We start from the raw sequence: 15990 nt of genomic DNA on the forward strand, positions 1-15990 counted from the left end.
ATCAGTCGGATAGAAAATAATGAGTGCGTAAGCGCTGTCGTTCTTCACTCACAAATGCCCAAGCACTGTTGCTGACACAACACTTAAGAAGAGCACCATAACTGTGGTGAGCGGGCTTGCCCCGCGCTGGGCTGCGCAGCGGCCCCAAAACCAGCCGCTGCGATTTACCTGAAGCATTGCGGTGCTTCTAGTGGGCCTGCTGCGCAGCCCAGCGCGGGGCAAGCCCGCTCACCACAGGAAGACCGCTCACCACGTGTAAGCGCTGTCGTTCTTCACTCACAAATACCCAAGCACTTTTGCTGACACAACACTTAAGGAGAACACCATAACTGTGGTGAGCGGGCTTGCCCCGCGCGTGTAAGCGCTGTAGTTCTTCACTCACAAATGCCCTAGCACTTTTGCTGACACAACACTTAAGGAGAGCACCATAACTGTGGTGAGCGGGCTTGCCCCGCGCTGGGCTGCGCAGCGGCCCCAAAACCAGCCGCTGCGATTTACCTGAAGCATTGCGGTGCTTCTAGTGGGGCTGCTACGCAGCCCAGCGCGGGGCAAGCCCGCTCACCACAGGAAGACCGCTCACCACGTGTAAAGCGCTGTCGTTCTTCACTCACAAATGCCCAAGCACTTTTGCTGACACAACACTTAAGGAGAGCACCATAACTGTGGTGAGCGGGCTTGCCCCGCGCTGGGCTGCGCAGCGGCCCCAAAACCAGCCGCTGCGATTTACCTGAAGCACTGCGGTGCTTCTAGTGGGGCTGCTGCGCAGCCCAGCGCGGGGCAAGCCCGCTCACCACAAGAAGACCGCTCACGACGTGTAAGCGCTGTCGCTCTTCACTCACAAATGCCCAAGCACTTTTGCTGACACAACACTTAAGGAGGGCACCATAACTGTGGTGAGCGGGCTTGCCCCGCTCTGGGCTGCGTAGCGGCCCCAAAACCAGCCGCTGCGATTTACTTGAAGCACTGCGGTGCTTCTAGTGGGGCTGCTGCGCAGCCCAGCGCGGGGCAAGCCCGCTCACCACAGGAAGACAGCTCACCACAAGAAGCACACTCACCACAGGAAGACAGCTCACCACAGGAAGCACACTCACCACAGGGAGACAGCTCACCACAGGAAGCCCATTCACCGCAGGAAGACCGCTCACCACGGGAAGCACGCGTTCAGTCGATGGTTTTAGGCAGTCGCTGATCAATCAGTTTGTACAACGCACTGTCCTGCGGCCAATTACGCATAAACCGCGCACGATCCTTCGCGTATGCCGTGGCGAAGCTGACGGCGGAGGTGTGTTGGCACATTGCATCGAGGTCGATCAGCGACCAGCGGTCCTTGTCCCAGAACAGGTTATGGCCCTTGAAATCGCCATGGCTGATGCGTTCGCGGATCAGTTCGGCAAACAGCTTGTCGAGTGCCAGCAGCTCATTTTCCGGTGCATCACCGTGTTCAATATAGGGCGCGAAACGCTCGATGATGTCCGGGCCCGGCAGGTATTCGGTGATCAGATAAGCCCGACTGCGCAGCCACAAAAAGCGCTTTTCCAACACAGCCAAAGGCTTCGGCGTGGCGATACCAAGGAACGCCAGGCGATTGCCTTCGCGCCAGGAATGCCAGGCGCGACTTGGGCGCCAGAAGCGCTTGAGCCAGTGGGCAAAGCCCTTGATGTTGTAGCGCTTGATAACCAGCGGGCGACCGGCTACCTCGACCTTGGCCACGCTCGCGGCGCCACCGGTCTTGTACAAGTGGCCCTGGTCGAGCAGTGCATCGGCCTGTTCCAGCACCGGCAGCATCGAGGCCTCTTCTTCGCGACGAATCGCGCGCAAACCAAAGGCGCCGCGTACCACGCTGAACAACGTGCATTCGCGGCCGACCTTGTTCAAAAAGTCCTTCAAGCGCCAAGCGCTGACCTTGCGCACCTGCTTCTCCAGGGCTTCCAGCGGCAAGGCGTGTTCGCCGTTGCTCAGCAGGTAATACACCAGCAACTCTTCGGTAAACGGCTCAAGGTTTTTCGGCAACTGGGCGAAAAACACGCCGAGGTTTTCCAGCACGCGGTTACGCGACAGCGGCTTGCCGGCCTCTTCGACGCGGATACCGGCACCGTCGATCAGGTACAGCTTGCCGTCCTGGCGCAGCAGGTTGTCCAGGTGCAGGTCTTCCTGCCACAAGCCTTTGGTGTGCATCTGGGCAATCGCGCCCAGTGCTTCGGCGAGCACGGCGGTTTGCTCGTCAGCCAACGGTGGCAGGCCTTCGACGGCATGCCAGGCATCGGCCAGGCTTTCGGCGCCTTCGATAAACTCAAACAGCAGCCAGCCGCCTTCGCCTTCCTGCAGGCCATCGGCGAGCAACAGCGGCGTGGTCAGGCCTTGTTCTGCCAGTAGTCGTACGCCATTCAGTTCACGCTGAAAGTGCCGCGCGGCCTTGCTGCCCACCAGTAACTTGGCCAGCACCGGACGCCCGCGCCAGACTGCCGCGCCCACGTAACGCTCGCCCGGTAACACGCGCAAAAGGCTCAGCAGTTGCAGTCGGCCGGGGCCAGCGGCATCCGCCAGGTCAAGGGTCAGGGGCAGGCTCGGTGTGCGGCCGGCGCTTTTCAGCTCGGACAGGCGCATCAGCGGTTCTCCTTGTGGCTACGCCGAGCCGTCAGGCGTTGCAGCCAGGTCGCGACCAGCGCGCTGTCTTCGGGCTGATCAAGGTAGGCCGCCAGCAGTTGACGCACCTGCACGTCCGACCACTGCCGTGCACGACGCAACAACGGTTCCAGGTCTTTGACCCGATCACGCCAGCCGAACAGCAGCGGGCGGGTTTTTTCCAGGTCGATCAACTGCGCGGCATAACCGTCGCCGGTCGCCTGCAGGAAAATATGCTTGGGGTAAAAGCAGCCATGGACCTGGCCGAGGCTGTGCAACCGGCGCGCCAATTGGCCGCACGCCAGCAGGATCGCGCGGTGCTGGGCGTCGCTCAGTTGCGGCCACTGCTCCAGCAATGAATCCAAGTCATTCCAGCCGTCGAGGGCGCGGGTCAGCAGCATTGCGCGGTGTTCACCGGCGACCTTGCGCTCCCCGTAAAACGCCGCCTGCAAGGCCGGGATACCCAGCGTGCGGTAACGACTGATATTGCGAAACTCACGGGAGAAACTCGGCTCGCCCAGCGGTCGGTGCAAGCTGCGCGTGAGGTAGTTGCTCTGGCGCTTTAGGTAATACCCGTGGCCATCGAGCTCCAGACGAAACACGCTACTCCAGCCGCCACGGCTGGTGTTGGGCTCGTCCACCGCGTCCAGTTGCTTGGCCCACAGCGCGTCGAATGTCGCGAGGCCGTGGCGCTCCAGCAAGGCACGGTCTTCAGCCGCCAGAAAATCACTCATTCGCGTCCCTCGAAAAACTTCACTACGTGGCGGATCCGCCGCTTGTCCGAATCGCTCAGGTGCCGACAACCACGGTACTGCATGTAGAAACGCAGACGCTGGGTAGCCGACAGGTGATACTTAGCCACCTTGTCGAGGCAGGCCAAGTCCTTGGTGATGCGGTACTTGAGCCAGAAACCGCGCCAGAAATCGCCGTTAGGGCAATCGATCAGGTACAGGGTCTGCTGGTCGTCGATCAGCAGGTTGCGCCACTTCAAATCGTTATGGGTAAAGCGCTGGTCGTGCATCGTGCGCGTGTACTCGGCGAGTTGGCGGCTGACGACATCGACCCACTTGGGGTCGCGCAGGCGCGCATCTTTACGCTCGGCCACCACCGAAAGATCTTCGGTATTGGGCAACTCACGAGTGATCATCGCACCACGGTCGTAGGCCAGGCCATTGCGCTCCAGGCCCCAAGCCACCACATCGGCGGTGGGAATGCCCCACTTGGCGAAGCGCTTGAGGTTCTGCCATTCGGACTTTACCCGCGGCTTGCCCAGATAACGCCGCAGGCCCTTGCCGGCGCCGGTGTAGCGCTTGACGTAGTAATTGACCCCGCCGCGCTGCACCCGGATCACTTCCGATAACGGATCGCGGGTCAGCCGCTCGCCTTGCAGGGCGAACACCGCGTCGAGGCTTCCAAAATCATCCGCCAGGGCGGCATAAGCAGGTTCCAGGTTCCAACCCGCCATCAGATCGCATCCCCGTAGCGTTGCTTGCGTGCGTACAGCTTGTCGGCCTTGCGCTGCATCAGGCTCAGGGACGCCGATTGCTCGGTCAGGATCTGGCGCAGCGGCTGGCGGAAATAGCCCTTGAGGAAGCGCAGTTTGTCGCGACGGGTCAGGCCGATGTCCAGCGCTGAGTAATACAGTGCCGACAGGTCCTTGTCGCGCCAGCGCAGCGGCAAATGGGCCCGCATTTGGGCGCGGTGCAGGTCGATCACCGAGAGTTTGATGTCACGCGCGTCGATCGGCTTGGACGTGTCCAGCAGGAAGTGGCACAGGTAGCAGTCGCGATGGTTCACGCCGCCCCGGTGCATGTCGCCGACCATGCGCGCCAGCTCTGCGGTGAGGGCGTGACGCAAGGCAGGTGCGGGCGGCTCGGCGGCCCAGTTGAGGGTCACGTCTTCAAGGCTGAGGGTCGGCGCCAGTTCTTCGGTGATGATGAACGAGTGTTGGTCCGCCGGGTTGCTGCCTTTTTCGCCGAAGGCCACGCCGGTCATGGTCGGTACGCCGATCTCCTGCAAGCGGTGAATGGCATCCCATTCCAGGCCGGCGCCCAGTACCGGCAACTTGGCGGTGATCAGGTTCTTGAAGATTTCTGCCCAGCCAATACCGCGATGAATCTTCACGAAATACGGGCGGCCATCCACCTCGGTGCGCAGCGTGCGACGCGCTGCCAGTTCACGGAATACCCGGCCTTGCAGTTTCTCGACTTCGGCGAAAGCATCACGCCCGGCCCATAACGTCTTGAACGGTTCGGCAAGAATCAACTTCATCGTTTTGGCTCCGCCAGAATCACATCCGCAGCGTGCTGCGGCATGCTGTAGAGGTCGGCCGTCTCGGCGAAGGCCAACCCATTGCGGCCCCAGGCCGCGCGCTGTGCAGAATCGGTCAACATTTGCGCCAGGTACTGGTTCAACTGAGCCTGTTCAAAGGGCTCGTCCAGCACCAGCCCACTGTCGGCTTCAGCGATGTAGTGCGCATAGCCACACACGGCAGAAACCAGCACCGGCAACCCGGCCACCAGGGCTTCGAGCAATACGGTGCCGGTGTTTTCGTTGTACGCCGGGTGGATCAGCAGGTCGGCGCCCAGCAGGAAACGCGGGATATCGCTGCGCCCCTTGAGGAACTGCACGTTGTCGCCCAGCCCAAGAGTGGCGCTTTGCAGTTGGAATACTTTGGGGTCGTCCTGGCCGATTACAAACAGGCGCGTACGTTTCTTCAGTTCAGAGGGCAACGCGGCCAAGGCTTTCAGGCTGCGGTCGACGCCCTTGGTCTTGAATCCGGAGCCGATCTGCACCAGCAGCAGGTCGTCATCGCCGAGGTTGAATTCCTTGCGGAAACCTTCGCGGATTTCAGCCGCGTTCGGCGGCGCGCGACGGTCCTGGGCAATGCCCGGCGGCAGCAGATGGAAGCGCTCCAGCGGGGTATCGTAATGCTTGATGAACAGCGGCTGCTGCACCTCGGAGATCATCAGGACTTCAGTCTTGGCGTCCTTGGCGAACACCGCACGCTCGTATTCGGCAAAGTGCTTGTAGCGGCCAAAGCTGCGGTACAGCGAATGGCGCAGGTTTTGCGCCTTGTCTTCAAAGCAGCCATCGGCGGCGTAGTACACGTCCAGGCCTGGCATCTTGTTGAAGCCGATCAGGCGGTCCACCGGGCGCTTGGCGAGGTCGGCCTCCATCCACGCACTGAGCTTCTCGTTGCGCTTATGGTTGAAGAACGCCTTGACCGGCGCCACCAGCACTTCGAAGCCGGGCGGGATGTCGCCTTCCCAGATCAGCGTGTAGACACGAATCTGATGGCCGCGCTGCTGGCACTCCAGGGCGATGCGCATGAAGTCGCGCTGCAGGCCACCGAAGGGGAAGTATTTGTACAGAACAAAAGCCAGTTGCATCAGTGCAGCTCCTCAGCCAATAACAACGTGCTCAGCCGGCTTGCCACACGCTCAGGGTTCAGGCGCGTAAAGCACAGGGGCGACTCGCGCTTGATGTCGAACCGACGCAGGTCGTCGGCCGTGGGTTGATAGGTACATTGCTTTTGCAGACACGGTGCGCACGACCAGTCGCTGCCCAAGTGAATCTGGCCCTTGCCGTAAGCGCCGGTCAGGCCGGGGTTGGTGGGGCCGAACAGGGAAATGGTCGGCACGTCCAACGCGGCAGCCAAGTGGCCGAGACCGGTGTCCACCGCGACGCAGGCACGGGCGCCAGCCAATACCCGAGCGACGCCGGCCAGGTTGAGTTTGGGCAACACTTCGGCGTTGCCCAGGCCTTGGGCCAGGCGTTCGGCGCGGGCTTTTTCGGCGGCATTGCCCCAAGGCAATTTCACGTCCACACCCAAGCGGCCCATGCGCTCAGCCAGCTCGCGCCAATAGGCTTCGGGCCAGTGTTTGGTGTCCCAGGTGGTGCCGTGCAACAGCAGCACAAACGGTTTTTTCGGCGGCAGCCCGAGCAGTTTTTCGGTGCTCAGGCCGTAGTCACCCAAGCCTTTGGGCAAGTCATAACCCAGCGCCACGGCGAACAGCTGGCGCAGACGCTCCACCGCGTGTTGCCCACGGGCCACGGCCAGGCGTCGCGAGTAGAAGCGCGCCGCAATGGGTTCACGGGCGGAGTTCTTATCGAAGCCCGCTACCGGAGAACGCACATAGCGGGTCAACCAAGCACTTTTGAGCAGGCCTTGGGCGTCGATCACCAGGTCGTATTTGGTCGACTGGATCTGCTGCTTGAAACGCCGCCACTCGCCGCTTTTTATGGTCTGCCAGAGGTTCTTGCGCCAGCGGCGGATCGCCACCGGGATCACTTTGTCTACGGCCGGGTGCCAGGTCGGGATCTCGGCGAAGCCTTCTTCCACCACCCAGTCGAATTGAATGCCGGGGATCGCCCGCGCCGCGTCGGTGAGTGCCGGCAGCGCATGAATCACGTCGCCCAGGGATGAGGTCTTGATTACCAGTACCCGCAACTCAGTGAACCTCGACCGCAATGCCCTGCAACCGCTGCAAAGCCTCGTTCACCGGCTGTGGCAGCAACTGGCGCATGCAGTTGTAGTGGCCGAAACGGCAAGTACGGTCAAAGCACGGGCTGCATTCCAGGCCCAGGCGCACCACTTCAACCTTGTCGGCCAGGGGCGGGGTAAACCCTGGAGACGTCGAACCGTACACCGCCACCAATGGGCGGTTCAGCGCTGCGGCCACGTGCATCAGGCCGGAGTCGTTGGACACCACCGAATCCGCGCAAGACAGCAGGTCAATCGCCTCGGCCAGCGATGTGTCGCCACTCAGGTTAACCGACTCTTCGCGCAGGCCAGGAATCAGGCGCTGGCGAATCTCTTCACCCACCGGATGATCTTTTTTCGAGCCGAACAACCACACCTGCCAGCCTTCGCGAATCTTCATCTCGGCGACTTTGGCGTAGTGCTCCGCCGGCCAGCGCTTGGACTCGCCAAACTCGGCGCCAGGGCACAGGGCAAGCACCGGGCGATCCAGCGTCAGGCCGAACTTGGCCAGGGCCGCGTCGCGGGTTACTGGGTCGATCTGCAGGCTCGGGCGCGGGTACGGCTTGGGCAGCTCCGCGCCTGGCTCATATGCCAACGCCATGAAGCGTTCGATCATCAGCGGGTAGCGCGCCTTATCCAACGTGCGCACATCGTTAAGCAGTACGTAGCGAAACTCGCCGCGCCAGCCGGTGCGCTTGGGGATGCCAGCAAAAAACGGCACCAGCGCCGACTTCAGCGAGTTGGGCAACAGGATCGCCTGGTCATACTGGCCGGCCAGGGATTTGCCGATGCGACGGCGGGTTGCCAGCTCCAGGGCGCCGTGGCCGAGCGGGAAGCTCAAGGCGTTGCGCACTTCGGGCATGCGCTCAAGGATCGGCCGGCTCCACTCAGGAGCGAGCACGTCGATCTGGCAGTCTGGGTGGCGCTGGCGCAAGCACTGGAACAGTGTCTGTGCCATCACCATGTCACCGACCCAACTGGGCCCAACGATCAGAATATTCATGTAGTTTCCACAAACGATGCGGGGAGGCTTATGCCTCCCCGCCCTAATAGTGTTTCAGCTCAACCCCAGCTCCTGCCAGATGCGCATCACCTGTCGCCGTTCGTCGGCGAACTGATCCCCCGCCACCGTACCGGCCTCGTTTTGCAAGGCCTGGCGATGCGCAGCGGAACGGTAGGCCTTATACACCTCGCGCAGCAGGTGGGCATCGGCGGCGGGCATCAACCCCACCTGCTCCAGGCCTTCCAGAATGCGGATATTGTCGGTGTAGCGCAGCAACGATGGGTGCTGGGCAGACCACGCCAAAGCCGCGTATTGCACCATAAATTCAATATCGACGATACCTCCGGCGTCCTGCTTGAGGTCGAACACGGCCGCGGCGTCGAAGGCATTGGCGCCGGTACCGGCTGTGGTGGCCTTGGTGCCCAGGTTGTCACGCATCTTGGTGCGCATCTCGCTGACCTCCTGGCGCAGTTTCGCCAGATCCCGCTCACGCCCCAACACTTTAGCCCGTACCTGCTCGAACGCACGGCCCACATCCTGACTGCCAACCAGCACCCGCGCGCGGATCAGGGCCTGATGCTCCCAGGTCCACGCTTCATTTTGTTGATAGCGATCAAATGCACCCAGCGAACTGACCAGCAAACCGGACGCACCGGAAGGTCGCAGGCGCATGTCCACTTCATACAACTGACCGGAGTTGGTCTGGGTGGTCAGCAGGTGAATGATGCGCTGGCCCAGGCGCGTGAAGAACTGCGCGCCGTCAATCGGCTTGGCGCCATCGGTTTCGGCCTGCGGATCGCCATCATGGATAAACACCAGATCCAGGTCCGAACCATGCCCCAGTTCGATCCCGCCGACTTTCCCATAACCGACAATAATGAACCCAGGATCGCACAGGGTGCCGTCCAGACGCTGCGGCGAGCCGTGGCGCGCCACGGTCTGGCGCCAGGCCAGGGCCAGCACTTGTTCGAGGATGGCTTCGGCGAGCCAGGTCAGGTAGTCGCTGACTTTCATCAACGGCAGGCTGCCGGCGATTTCCGAAGCGGCCACGCGTAGGCGGTGGGCGAGCTTGAAGTGACGCAGCGCTTCCATCTGCTGCTCAAGGTCGTCCTCGGGGATACGCGTAAGGCGCTCGCGCAATTCGGCGGCCAACTCCGGCGCCAGCGGCGGCTTGAACAGGCGGCCTTCGTTGAGCAACTCGTCCAGCAACAGCGGGAAACGGGTGATCTGCTCAGCAATCCACGGGCTGGCGGCGCACAGGGTCAACAGGCGGCGCAGGGCGTCGGGGTTTTCCGTGAGCAGCACCAGGTAAGCGGAGCGACGGGCGACGGCCTCCACCAGCGGCAGCACGCGCTCCAACACCAGGTCCGGGTTGGCGTGTTCGACCGCCTGGGCCAACAGGCGCGGGATAAACGCATCCAGCCGTTCGCGACCGAGGCGCTGCATCGCACGTAACTGCGGGCTGCCGCGCAAACCAGCCAGAGCCTTGAGCGCCCTGGGCGCGTCAGTGAAGCCGCCTTCGGTCAATTGGCGGCAGGCGGCGTCTTCATCCTGGGACTCTTCCCACAGCGGCAACCACTCACCGCCCACTACCAACTCGCTTTCTTCGCCCTCTTCTTCATCGGGGTCGGCAATCACTTGGCGGAAGTGCCAGTCCACCCGACCACGCCAGTGCATCAGGCGCTCATGGAACGCGGCCCAGTCGGCAAAGCCCAGCATAAAGGCAATGCGCGCCTGATCTTCCGGCGTGCTCGGAAGCATTTGGGTCTGGCGGTCAGCTATTGCCTGGATGGCATGCTCGGTGTAGCGCAGGAACTCGTAGCCATTGCGCAACTCGGCGATCACCGCCGGCGGCAGGTAACCCTGGCCCTCCAGGGTACCGAGCACTTTGAGCAGCGGGCGTTGTTGCAGGCTGAGGTCGCGACCGCCGTGAATCAACTGGAAGGCCTGAGCGATGAATTCCACCTCGCGGATACCGCCCGAGCCGAGCTTGATATTGTCGGCCATGCCTTTGCGCCGCACTTCCTGCTGGATCAACTGCTTCATGGTGCGCAGCGCTTCGATGGCGGAGAAGTCCAGGTAGCGGCGGTACACAAACGGTCGCAGCATATCGAGCAATTGCGCACCGGCCACCTGGTCGCCTGCCACTACGCGCGCCTTGATCATGGCGTAGCGTTCCCAGTCGCGGCCCTGATCCTGGTAGTACTGCTCCAGCGCATTGAAGCTGAGCACCAGCGCTCCGGCCGAACCGTAGGGACGCAGGCGCATATCAACGCGGAACACAAAACCGTCGACGGTCATGGGGTCGAGGGCCTTGATCAGTTTTTGACCAAGGCGAATGAAGAACTCCTGGTTATCCAGTGAACGCTTCACGCCCACTGTTTCGCCGCCTTCGGGGTAGGCGAAGATCAGGTCGATATCCGACGAGAGGTTCAGCTCCACCGCGCCGAGCTTGCCCATGCCAAGGATGACCATGTGCTGCGGCTCGCCGCTGCGCCGGCCGGTGGGCGTGCCGAACTGCACGCAGTGGCGTTGGTACAGCCATTGGTAGGCTTGGTCGATGCAGGCGTCAGCCATGTCGGACAGATCACGACAGGTCTGCACCAGATCAGCCTGACGGGTCAGGTCGCGCCAAATAATCCGTACTTGCTGGCGCGTGCGCTGGCGACGTAATACGCGGCCCAGTTCGTCTTCGGTTTCGGCCTGTTGCACAGCGCCTGCAATTTGCCCGCACAGCTCGCCCGGCGCAAAGCTGCGGTCCAGCTCGCCCCAGGCCACCAGCTCCAGCAACATCAAAGGGTCACGAACACTCTGTTCAATGACGAAATCACTGGCGGCGCACACCCGGGTGAAGTCGGCCCAGCGTTGCGGCGTCCACGTACAAAGTCCATGATCGTCGTCCAGCGCGGCCACTGCGTCACGAAATGACTGCTCGGCCCGCTGGGCAATTGGGAGGAGAATGGCCGGCAATTCGGCCAGCATTGGAAGGCTCATGGTCTATCCTTGATCGGCGCGTAATGGGCTTGTTGCTGCGAACGCAAGAAGCACGCTCGATGAAGGACTGTCGAACAAAGGTTATAAATAGCTGAAAATTTATAGTTTTTGGCAGACAACATTAAACTTCTACCTTTTCTTGTTCGCAAAAGATCAACAATAACGATTATGCTCACCAGCCAGACCGAGCCATACGCTCGGTCTTGTGTAGTTTTACTACTCGTATATACATTCGAAAGGCTGAAATGGCCGACGATTTGTAGTAAAACTACAGGACGCCGAAGCAACCTTCGGCCATCCAAGAATTTATGTCGTCTGCCCACAAGGCCAGTCGCAAACTTCAGGCAACCGATTCTGGTAGCCTTTCCGCCCTGGAGCAAGCCATGCAAGACCTCGATCCCGTCGAAACCCAGGAATGGCTGGACGCCCTGGAATCGGTTCTCGACAAAGAAGGCGAAGACCGTGCTCACTACCTGATGACCCGTATGGGCGAACTCGCGACCCGCAGCGGCTCGCAACTGCCCTACGCCATCACCACGCCATACCGCAACACCATCCCCGTTACCCACGAAGCACGCATGCCTGGCGACCTGTTCATGGAACGCCGCATTCGCTCGCTGGTACGTTGGAACGCCATGGCGATGGTAATGCGCACGAACTTGAAAGATTCGGACCTGGGCGGTCACATCTCCAGCTTCGCTTCCAGCGCAACCCTGTATGACATCGGCTTCAACTACTTCTTCCAGGCCCCGACCGACGAACACGGCGGCGACCTGATCTACTTCCAGGGTCACACCTCGCCAGGCGTTTATGCCCGCGCGTTCATGGAAGGTCGTATCACCGAAGACCAGATGAACAACTTCCGCCAGGAAGTCGACGGTGGCGGCTTGTCGTCCTACCCGCACCCTTGGCTGATGCCTGATTTCTGGCAGTTCCCGACCGTTTCCATGGGTCTGGGTCCAATTCAAGCGATCTACCAGGCACGTTTCATGAAGTACCTGGAAGCCCGTGGCTTCATCCCTGAAGGCAAGCAGAAAGTCTGGTGCTTCCTGGGCGACGGCGAGTGCGACGAGCCGGAATCCCTGGGCGCCATCTCCCTGGCCGGCCGCGAGAAGCTGGACAACCTGATCTTCGTCATCAACTGCAACCTGCAGCGCCTCGACGGCCCGGTTCGCGGCAACGGCAAGATCATCCAGGAACTCGAAGGCGTGTTCCGCGGTGCTCAGTGGAACGTGACCAAAGTCATCTGGGGCCGTTTCTGGGACCCACTGCTGGCCAAGGACGTTGACGGTATCCTGCAACGTCGCATGGACGAAGTCATCGACGGCGAGTACCAGAACTACAAAGCCAAAGACGGCGCGTTCGTACGTGAACACTTCTTCAACACGCCTGAACTCAAGGCAATGGTTGCAGACCTGTCCGACGACGAGATCTGGAAACTCAACCGTGGCGGCCACGACCCGTACAAGGTCTACGCGGCGTACCACGAAGCGGTCAACCACAAAGAACAACCAACCGTCATCCTGGCCAAGACCATCAAGGGTTATGGCACCGGTGCTGGCGAAGCGAAGAACACTGCGCACAACACCAAGAAAGTCGACGTCGACAGCCTGAAGTTGTTCCGCGACCGCTTCGACATCCCGGTCAAGGACGAAGAGCTGGAAAACCTGCCGTTCTTCAAGCCAGAGCCAAACAGCGCCGAAGCCCGCTACCTGAGCGAGCGCCGCACTGCACTGGGCGGTTTCGTACCACAGCGCCGCGCCAACAGTTTCTCCGTACCGACCCCGGACCTGAGCACCCTCAAGGCTATCCTGGACGGTTCGGGCGACCGTGAAATTTCCACCACCATGGCCTTCGTGCGGATCCTCGCGCAGTTGGTCAAGGACAAGGAAATCGGTCCACGCATCGTTCCGATTATCCCGGACGAAGCCCGTACCTTCGGTATGGAAGGCATGTTCCGTCAGTTGGGCATCTACTCCTCCGTCGGCCAGCTCTATGAGCCAGTCGATAAAGACCAGGTGATGTTCTACAAGGAAGACAAGAAGGGCCAGATCCTCGAAGAAGGCATCAACGAAGCGGGCGCCATGAGCTCCTTCATCGCTGCCGGTACTTCGTACTCCAGCCACAACCAGCCGATGCTGCCGTTCTACATCTTCTACTCGATGTTCGGCTTCCAGCGTATCGGCGACCTGGCTTGGGCAGCAGGCGACAGCCGTACCCGTGGCTTCCTGATCGGCGGCACCGCCGGCCGGACCACGCTGAACGGCGAAGGCCTGCAACACGAAGACGGTCACAGCCACATCCTGGCTGCCACCATCCCGAACTGCCGCACCTTTGATCCAACCTACGGCTATGAGCTGGCGGTGATCATCCAGGACGGCATGAAGAAAATGACCGAAGAGCAGCAGGACGTTTTCTACTACATCACCGTGATGAACGAGTCCTACCAGCAGCCAGCCATGCCGGCCGGTGTCGAGGAAGGCATCATCAAGGGCATGTACCTGCTCGAAGAAGACACCAAGGAAGCAGCGCACCACGTACAGCTGATGGGCTCCGGCACCATCCTGCGTGAAGTGCGTGAAGCAGCGAAGATCCTGCGTGACGAATTCAACGTCGGCGCCGACGTGTGGAGCGTTACCAGCTTCAACGAACTGCGTCGCGACGGCCTGGCCGTAGAGCGCAGCAACCGCCTGCATCCTGGTCAGAAACCCGCGAAGAGCTACGTCGAAGAGTGCCTGGCCGGCCGTAAAGGTCCAGTCATTGCCTCTACCGACTACATGAAGCTGTTCGCTGAACAAATTCGCCAGTGGGTCCCGTCCAAGGAATTCAAAGTCCTGGGTACCGACGGTTTCGGCCGCAGTGACAGCCGTAAGAAGCTGCGTCACTTCTTCGAAGTCGACCGTCACTTCGTGGTGTTGGCAGCCCTGGAAGCCTTGGCTGACCGTGGTGAGATCGAACCTAAGGTGGTGGCTGACGCTATCGTCAAGTTCGGGATCAACCCGGAAAAACGCAACCCACTGGACTGCTGAGGAGATTTTTTGTGAGCGAACTCATTCGCGTACCTGACATCGGCAGCGGTGAAGGTGAAGTAATCGAGCTGTTTGTGAAGGTCGGCGACAAAGTCGAAGCCGACCAGAGCATCCTGACCCTGGAGTCGGACAAGGCGAGCATGGAAATCCCTGCTCCCAAGGCCGGCGTGGTCAAGAGCCTGAAAGTGAAGCTGGGCGACCGCCTGAAAGAAGGCGACGAACTGCTGGAGCTGGAAATCGAAGGTGCCGCTGATGCTGCACCTGCGGCGGCTCCTGCTGCCGCTGCTGCATCAGCGCCTGCCGCTGAAAAGCCTGCCGCTGCAGCCGAGGCCCCTGCGGCCCCGGCTGCTGCACCGGCCGCCGCCTCTGTTCAGGACATTCATGTTCCGGACATCGGTTCGTCGGGCAAGGCCAAGATCATCGAGCTGTTGGTCAAGGTTGGCGACACCGTCGAAGCCGACCAATCGCTGATCACCCTGGAATCCGACAAGGCTTCCATGGAAATTCCTTCGCCGGCTGCTGGCGTGGTGGAAAGCATCGCAGTCAAGCTGGAAGACGAAGTCGGCACCGGTGACTTCATCCTCAAGCTGAAAGTACAAGGCGCCGCACCGGCTGCCGCTCCAGCCCCCGCCGCTCCGGCTGCTGCCAAAGCTGAAGCTGCACCGGCCGCTGCACCTGCACCCGCACCTGCTGCAAAAGCCGAGGCCGCACCGGCTCCAGCTGCTGCTGCACCTGCGCCAAGCGGTGCCAAGGTTCACGCTGGCCCGGCGGTACGCCAACTGGCCCGTGAATTCGGCGTCGAGCTGAACGCTGTGTCGGCCACTGGCCCACATGGCCGCGTGCTGAAGGAAGATGTGCAGGTTTACGTCAAAGCCATGATGCAGAAAGCCAAGGAAGCTCCGGCTGCCGGCGCTGCTACCGGCGGCTCAGGCATTCCACCGATCCCGGTCGTGGACTTCAGCCGCTTCGGCGAGACCGAAGAAGTGCCAATGACTCGCCTGATGCAAATCGGCGCGTCGAGCCTGCACCGCAGCTGGCTGAACATTCCGCACGTTACCCAGTTCGACCAGGCCGACATCACCGACCTGGAAGCTTTCCGCGTTGCGCAGAAAGCCGTGGCCGAGAAGGCTGGCGTGAAACTGACCGTGCTGCCACTGCTGCTCAAGGCGTGTGCACACCTGCTCAAGGAACTGCCGGACTTCAACAGCTCACTGGCGCCAAGCGGCAAAGCGATCATTCGCAAGAAATACGTCAACGTGGGCTTCGCTGTAGACACCCCTGACGGCCTGCTGGTACCGGTCATCAAGAACGTCGACCAGAAGAGCCTGCTGCAACTCGCTGCCGAAGCGGCTGCGTTGGCTGCCAAGGCCCGCGACAAGAAGCTGACCGCAGACGACATGCAAGGCGCCTGCTTCACGATCTCCAGCCTCGGTCACATTGGCGGCACTGGCTTCACGCCAATCGTCAACGCGCCGGAAGTGGCGATCCTGGGTGTTTCCAAGGCAACCATCCAGCCGGTCTGGGACGGTAAAGCGTTCCAGCCGAAGCTGATGCTGCCACTGTCGCTGTCCTACGATCACCGTGTGATCAACGGCGCGGCCGCTGCACGCTTTACCCAGCGTCTGAGCCAGCTGCTGAACGACATCCGCACCATCTTGCTGTAAGCCAGATCAGGTCTCCCCTTCACCGGGGAGACTTGGTTGCACCGATTTCCGAGCGCCACGCTCGTACCTCAACCCCGTCAATTTGGCGGGGCTTTTTTTGCTTTTCGATACAGACAGAACAGGTTTGTACACCTTCTGTCATCTCGATTGAAGAAATCCCTCGCCCGGCCGATAACCCCCTTATAGCACTTA

At 61.2% G+C, this 15990-nt stretch carries 10 protein-coding genes; 2 read left to right on the forward strand and 8 right to left on the reverse strand.

Annotated features, from left to right (window positions below):
• Positions 1-1161: 1161 nt before the first annotated feature.
• Genes G9Q84_RS17300 through glnE form a run of 8 tightly spaced genes read right to left on the reverse strand, consistent with a single transcriptional unit; the run spans position 1162 to position 11105 of the window.
• Positions 1162-2604, reverse strand: coding sequence for a lipopolysaccharide kinase InaA family protein (locus tag G9Q84_RS17300; protein WP_181643760.1), 1443 nt, complete (start codon positions 2602-2604; stop codon positions 1162-1164).
• Positions 2604-3356 carry a lipopolysaccharide kinase InaA family protein gene (locus G9Q84_RS17305; RefSeq protein WP_181643761.1) on the reverse strand — a complete coding sequence of 251 codons (753 nt, stop codon included), beginning with the start codon at positions 3354-3356 and terminating at the stop codon, positions 2604-2606. The genes G9Q84_RS17300 and G9Q84_RS17305 overlap by 1 nt, the downstream gene beginning before the upstream one ends.
• Complete coding sequence (locus tag G9Q84_RS17310) at positions 3353-4087, reverse strand: lipopolysaccharide kinase InaA family protein (RefSeq protein ID WP_095186097.1); 735 nt, start codon at positions 4085-4087, stop codon at positions 3353-3355. Before G9Q84_RS17310 ends, G9Q84_RS17305 begins: the two co-directional genes overlap by 4 nt.
• Positions 4087-4893 carry a lipopolysaccharide core heptose(I) kinase RfaP gene (gene rfaP, locus G9Q84_RS17315; RefSeq protein WP_181643762.1) on the reverse strand — a complete coding sequence of 269 codons (807 nt, stop codon included), beginning with the start codon at positions 4891-4893 and terminating at the stop codon, positions 4087-4089. The genes G9Q84_RS17310 and rfaP overlap by 1 nt, the downstream gene beginning before the upstream one ends.
• Positions 4890-6014 (reverse strand): glycosyltransferase family 4 protein, encoded by a 1125-nt coding sequence (locus tag G9Q84_RS17320; RefSeq protein ID WP_032890373.1) that lies wholly within the window; start codon positions 6012-6014, stop codon positions 4890-4892. The genes rfaP and G9Q84_RS17320 overlap by 4 nt, the downstream gene beginning before the upstream one ends.
• The gene (gene waaC / locus G9Q84_RS17325; protein WP_181643763.1) at positions 6014-7075 is read right to left on the reverse strand and encodes a lipopolysaccharide heptosyltransferase I; all 1062 of its coding nucleotides are present in this window, start codon (positions 7073-7075) and stop codon (positions 6014-6016) included. The genes G9Q84_RS17320 and waaC overlap by 1 nt, the downstream gene beginning before the upstream one ends.
• A 1-nt stretch (position 7076) precedes the next feature.
• A complete protein-coding gene (waaF, locus tag G9Q84_RS17330; RefSeq protein WP_181643764.1) occupies positions 7077-8111 on the reverse strand; it encodes a lipopolysaccharide heptosyltransferase II in 1035 nt (344 codons plus the stop codon).
• Between the two features lie 54 nt (positions 8112-8165).
• A complete protein-coding gene (gene glnE / locus G9Q84_RS17335) occupies positions 8166-11105 on the reverse strand; it encodes a bifunctional [glutamate--ammonia ligase]-adenylyl-L-tyrosine phosphorylase/[glutamate--ammonia-ligase] adenylyltransferase (protein ID WP_095186099.1) in 2940 nt (979 codons plus the stop codon).
• A 383-nt stretch (positions 11106-11488) separates the two neighbouring features.
• Between glnE and aceE the strand changes: the two genes are divergently transcribed.
• Together aceE and aceF are read left to right on the forward strand one after the other, a co-directional pair.
• The gene (gene aceE, locus G9Q84_RS17340; RefSeq protein WP_032890366.1) at positions 11489-14134 is read left to right on the forward strand and encodes a pyruvate dehydrogenase (acetyl-transferring), homodimeric type; all 2646 of its coding nucleotides are present in this window, start codon (positions 11489-11491) and stop codon (positions 14132-14134) included.
• Positions 14135-14145: 11 nt separating this feature from the next.
• Positions 14146-15798, forward strand: coding sequence for a dihydrolipoyllysine-residue acetyltransferase (aceF, locus tag G9Q84_RS17345; protein WP_181643765.1), 1653 nt, complete (start codon positions 14146-14148; stop codon positions 15796-15798).
• Positions 15799-15990 lie beyond the last annotated feature (192 nt).

The organism is Pseudomonas sivasensis, assembly GCF_013778505.1.
Classification (GTDB): domain Bacteria; phylum Pseudomonadota; class Gammaproteobacteria; order Pseudomonadales; family Pseudomonadaceae; genus Aquipseudomonas; species Aquipseudomonas sivasensis.

Excerpts from the sequence above, each read along its gene's own strand:
- G9Q84_RS17320 (WP_032890373.1), bottom strand. The coding sequence starts at position 6,014 with ATGCAACTGGCTTTTGTTCTGTACAAATACTTCCCCTTCGGTGGCCTG.
- aceE (WP_032890366.1), top strand. The coding sequence starts at position 11,489 with ATGCAAGACCTCGATCCCGTCGAAACCCAGGAATGGCTGGACGCCCTG.
- G9Q84_RS17305 (WP_181643761.1), bottom strand. The coding sequence starts at position 3,356 with ATGAGTGATTTTCTGGCGGCTGAAGACCGTGCCTTGCTGGAGCGCCAC.
- glnE (WP_095186099.1), bottom strand. The coding sequence starts at position 11,105 with ATGAGCCTTCCAATGCTGGCCGAATTGCCGGCCATTCTCCTCCCAATT.
- rfaP (WP_181643762.1), bottom strand. The coding sequence starts at position 4,893 with ATGAAGTTGATTCTTGCCGAACCGTTCAAGACGTTATGGGCCGGGCGT.
- G9Q84_RS17310 (WP_095186097.1), bottom strand. The coding sequence starts at position 4,087 with ATGGCGGGTTGGAACCTGGAACCTGCTTATGCCGCCCTGGCGGATGAT.
- G9Q84_RS17300 (WP_181643760.1), bottom strand. The coding sequence starts at position 2,604 with ATGCGCCTGTCCGAGCTGAAAAGCGCCGGCCGCACACCGAGCCTGCCC.
- waaF (WP_181643764.1), bottom strand. The coding sequence starts at position 8,111 with ATGAATATTCTGATCGTTGGGCCCAGTTGGGTCGGTGACATGGTGATG.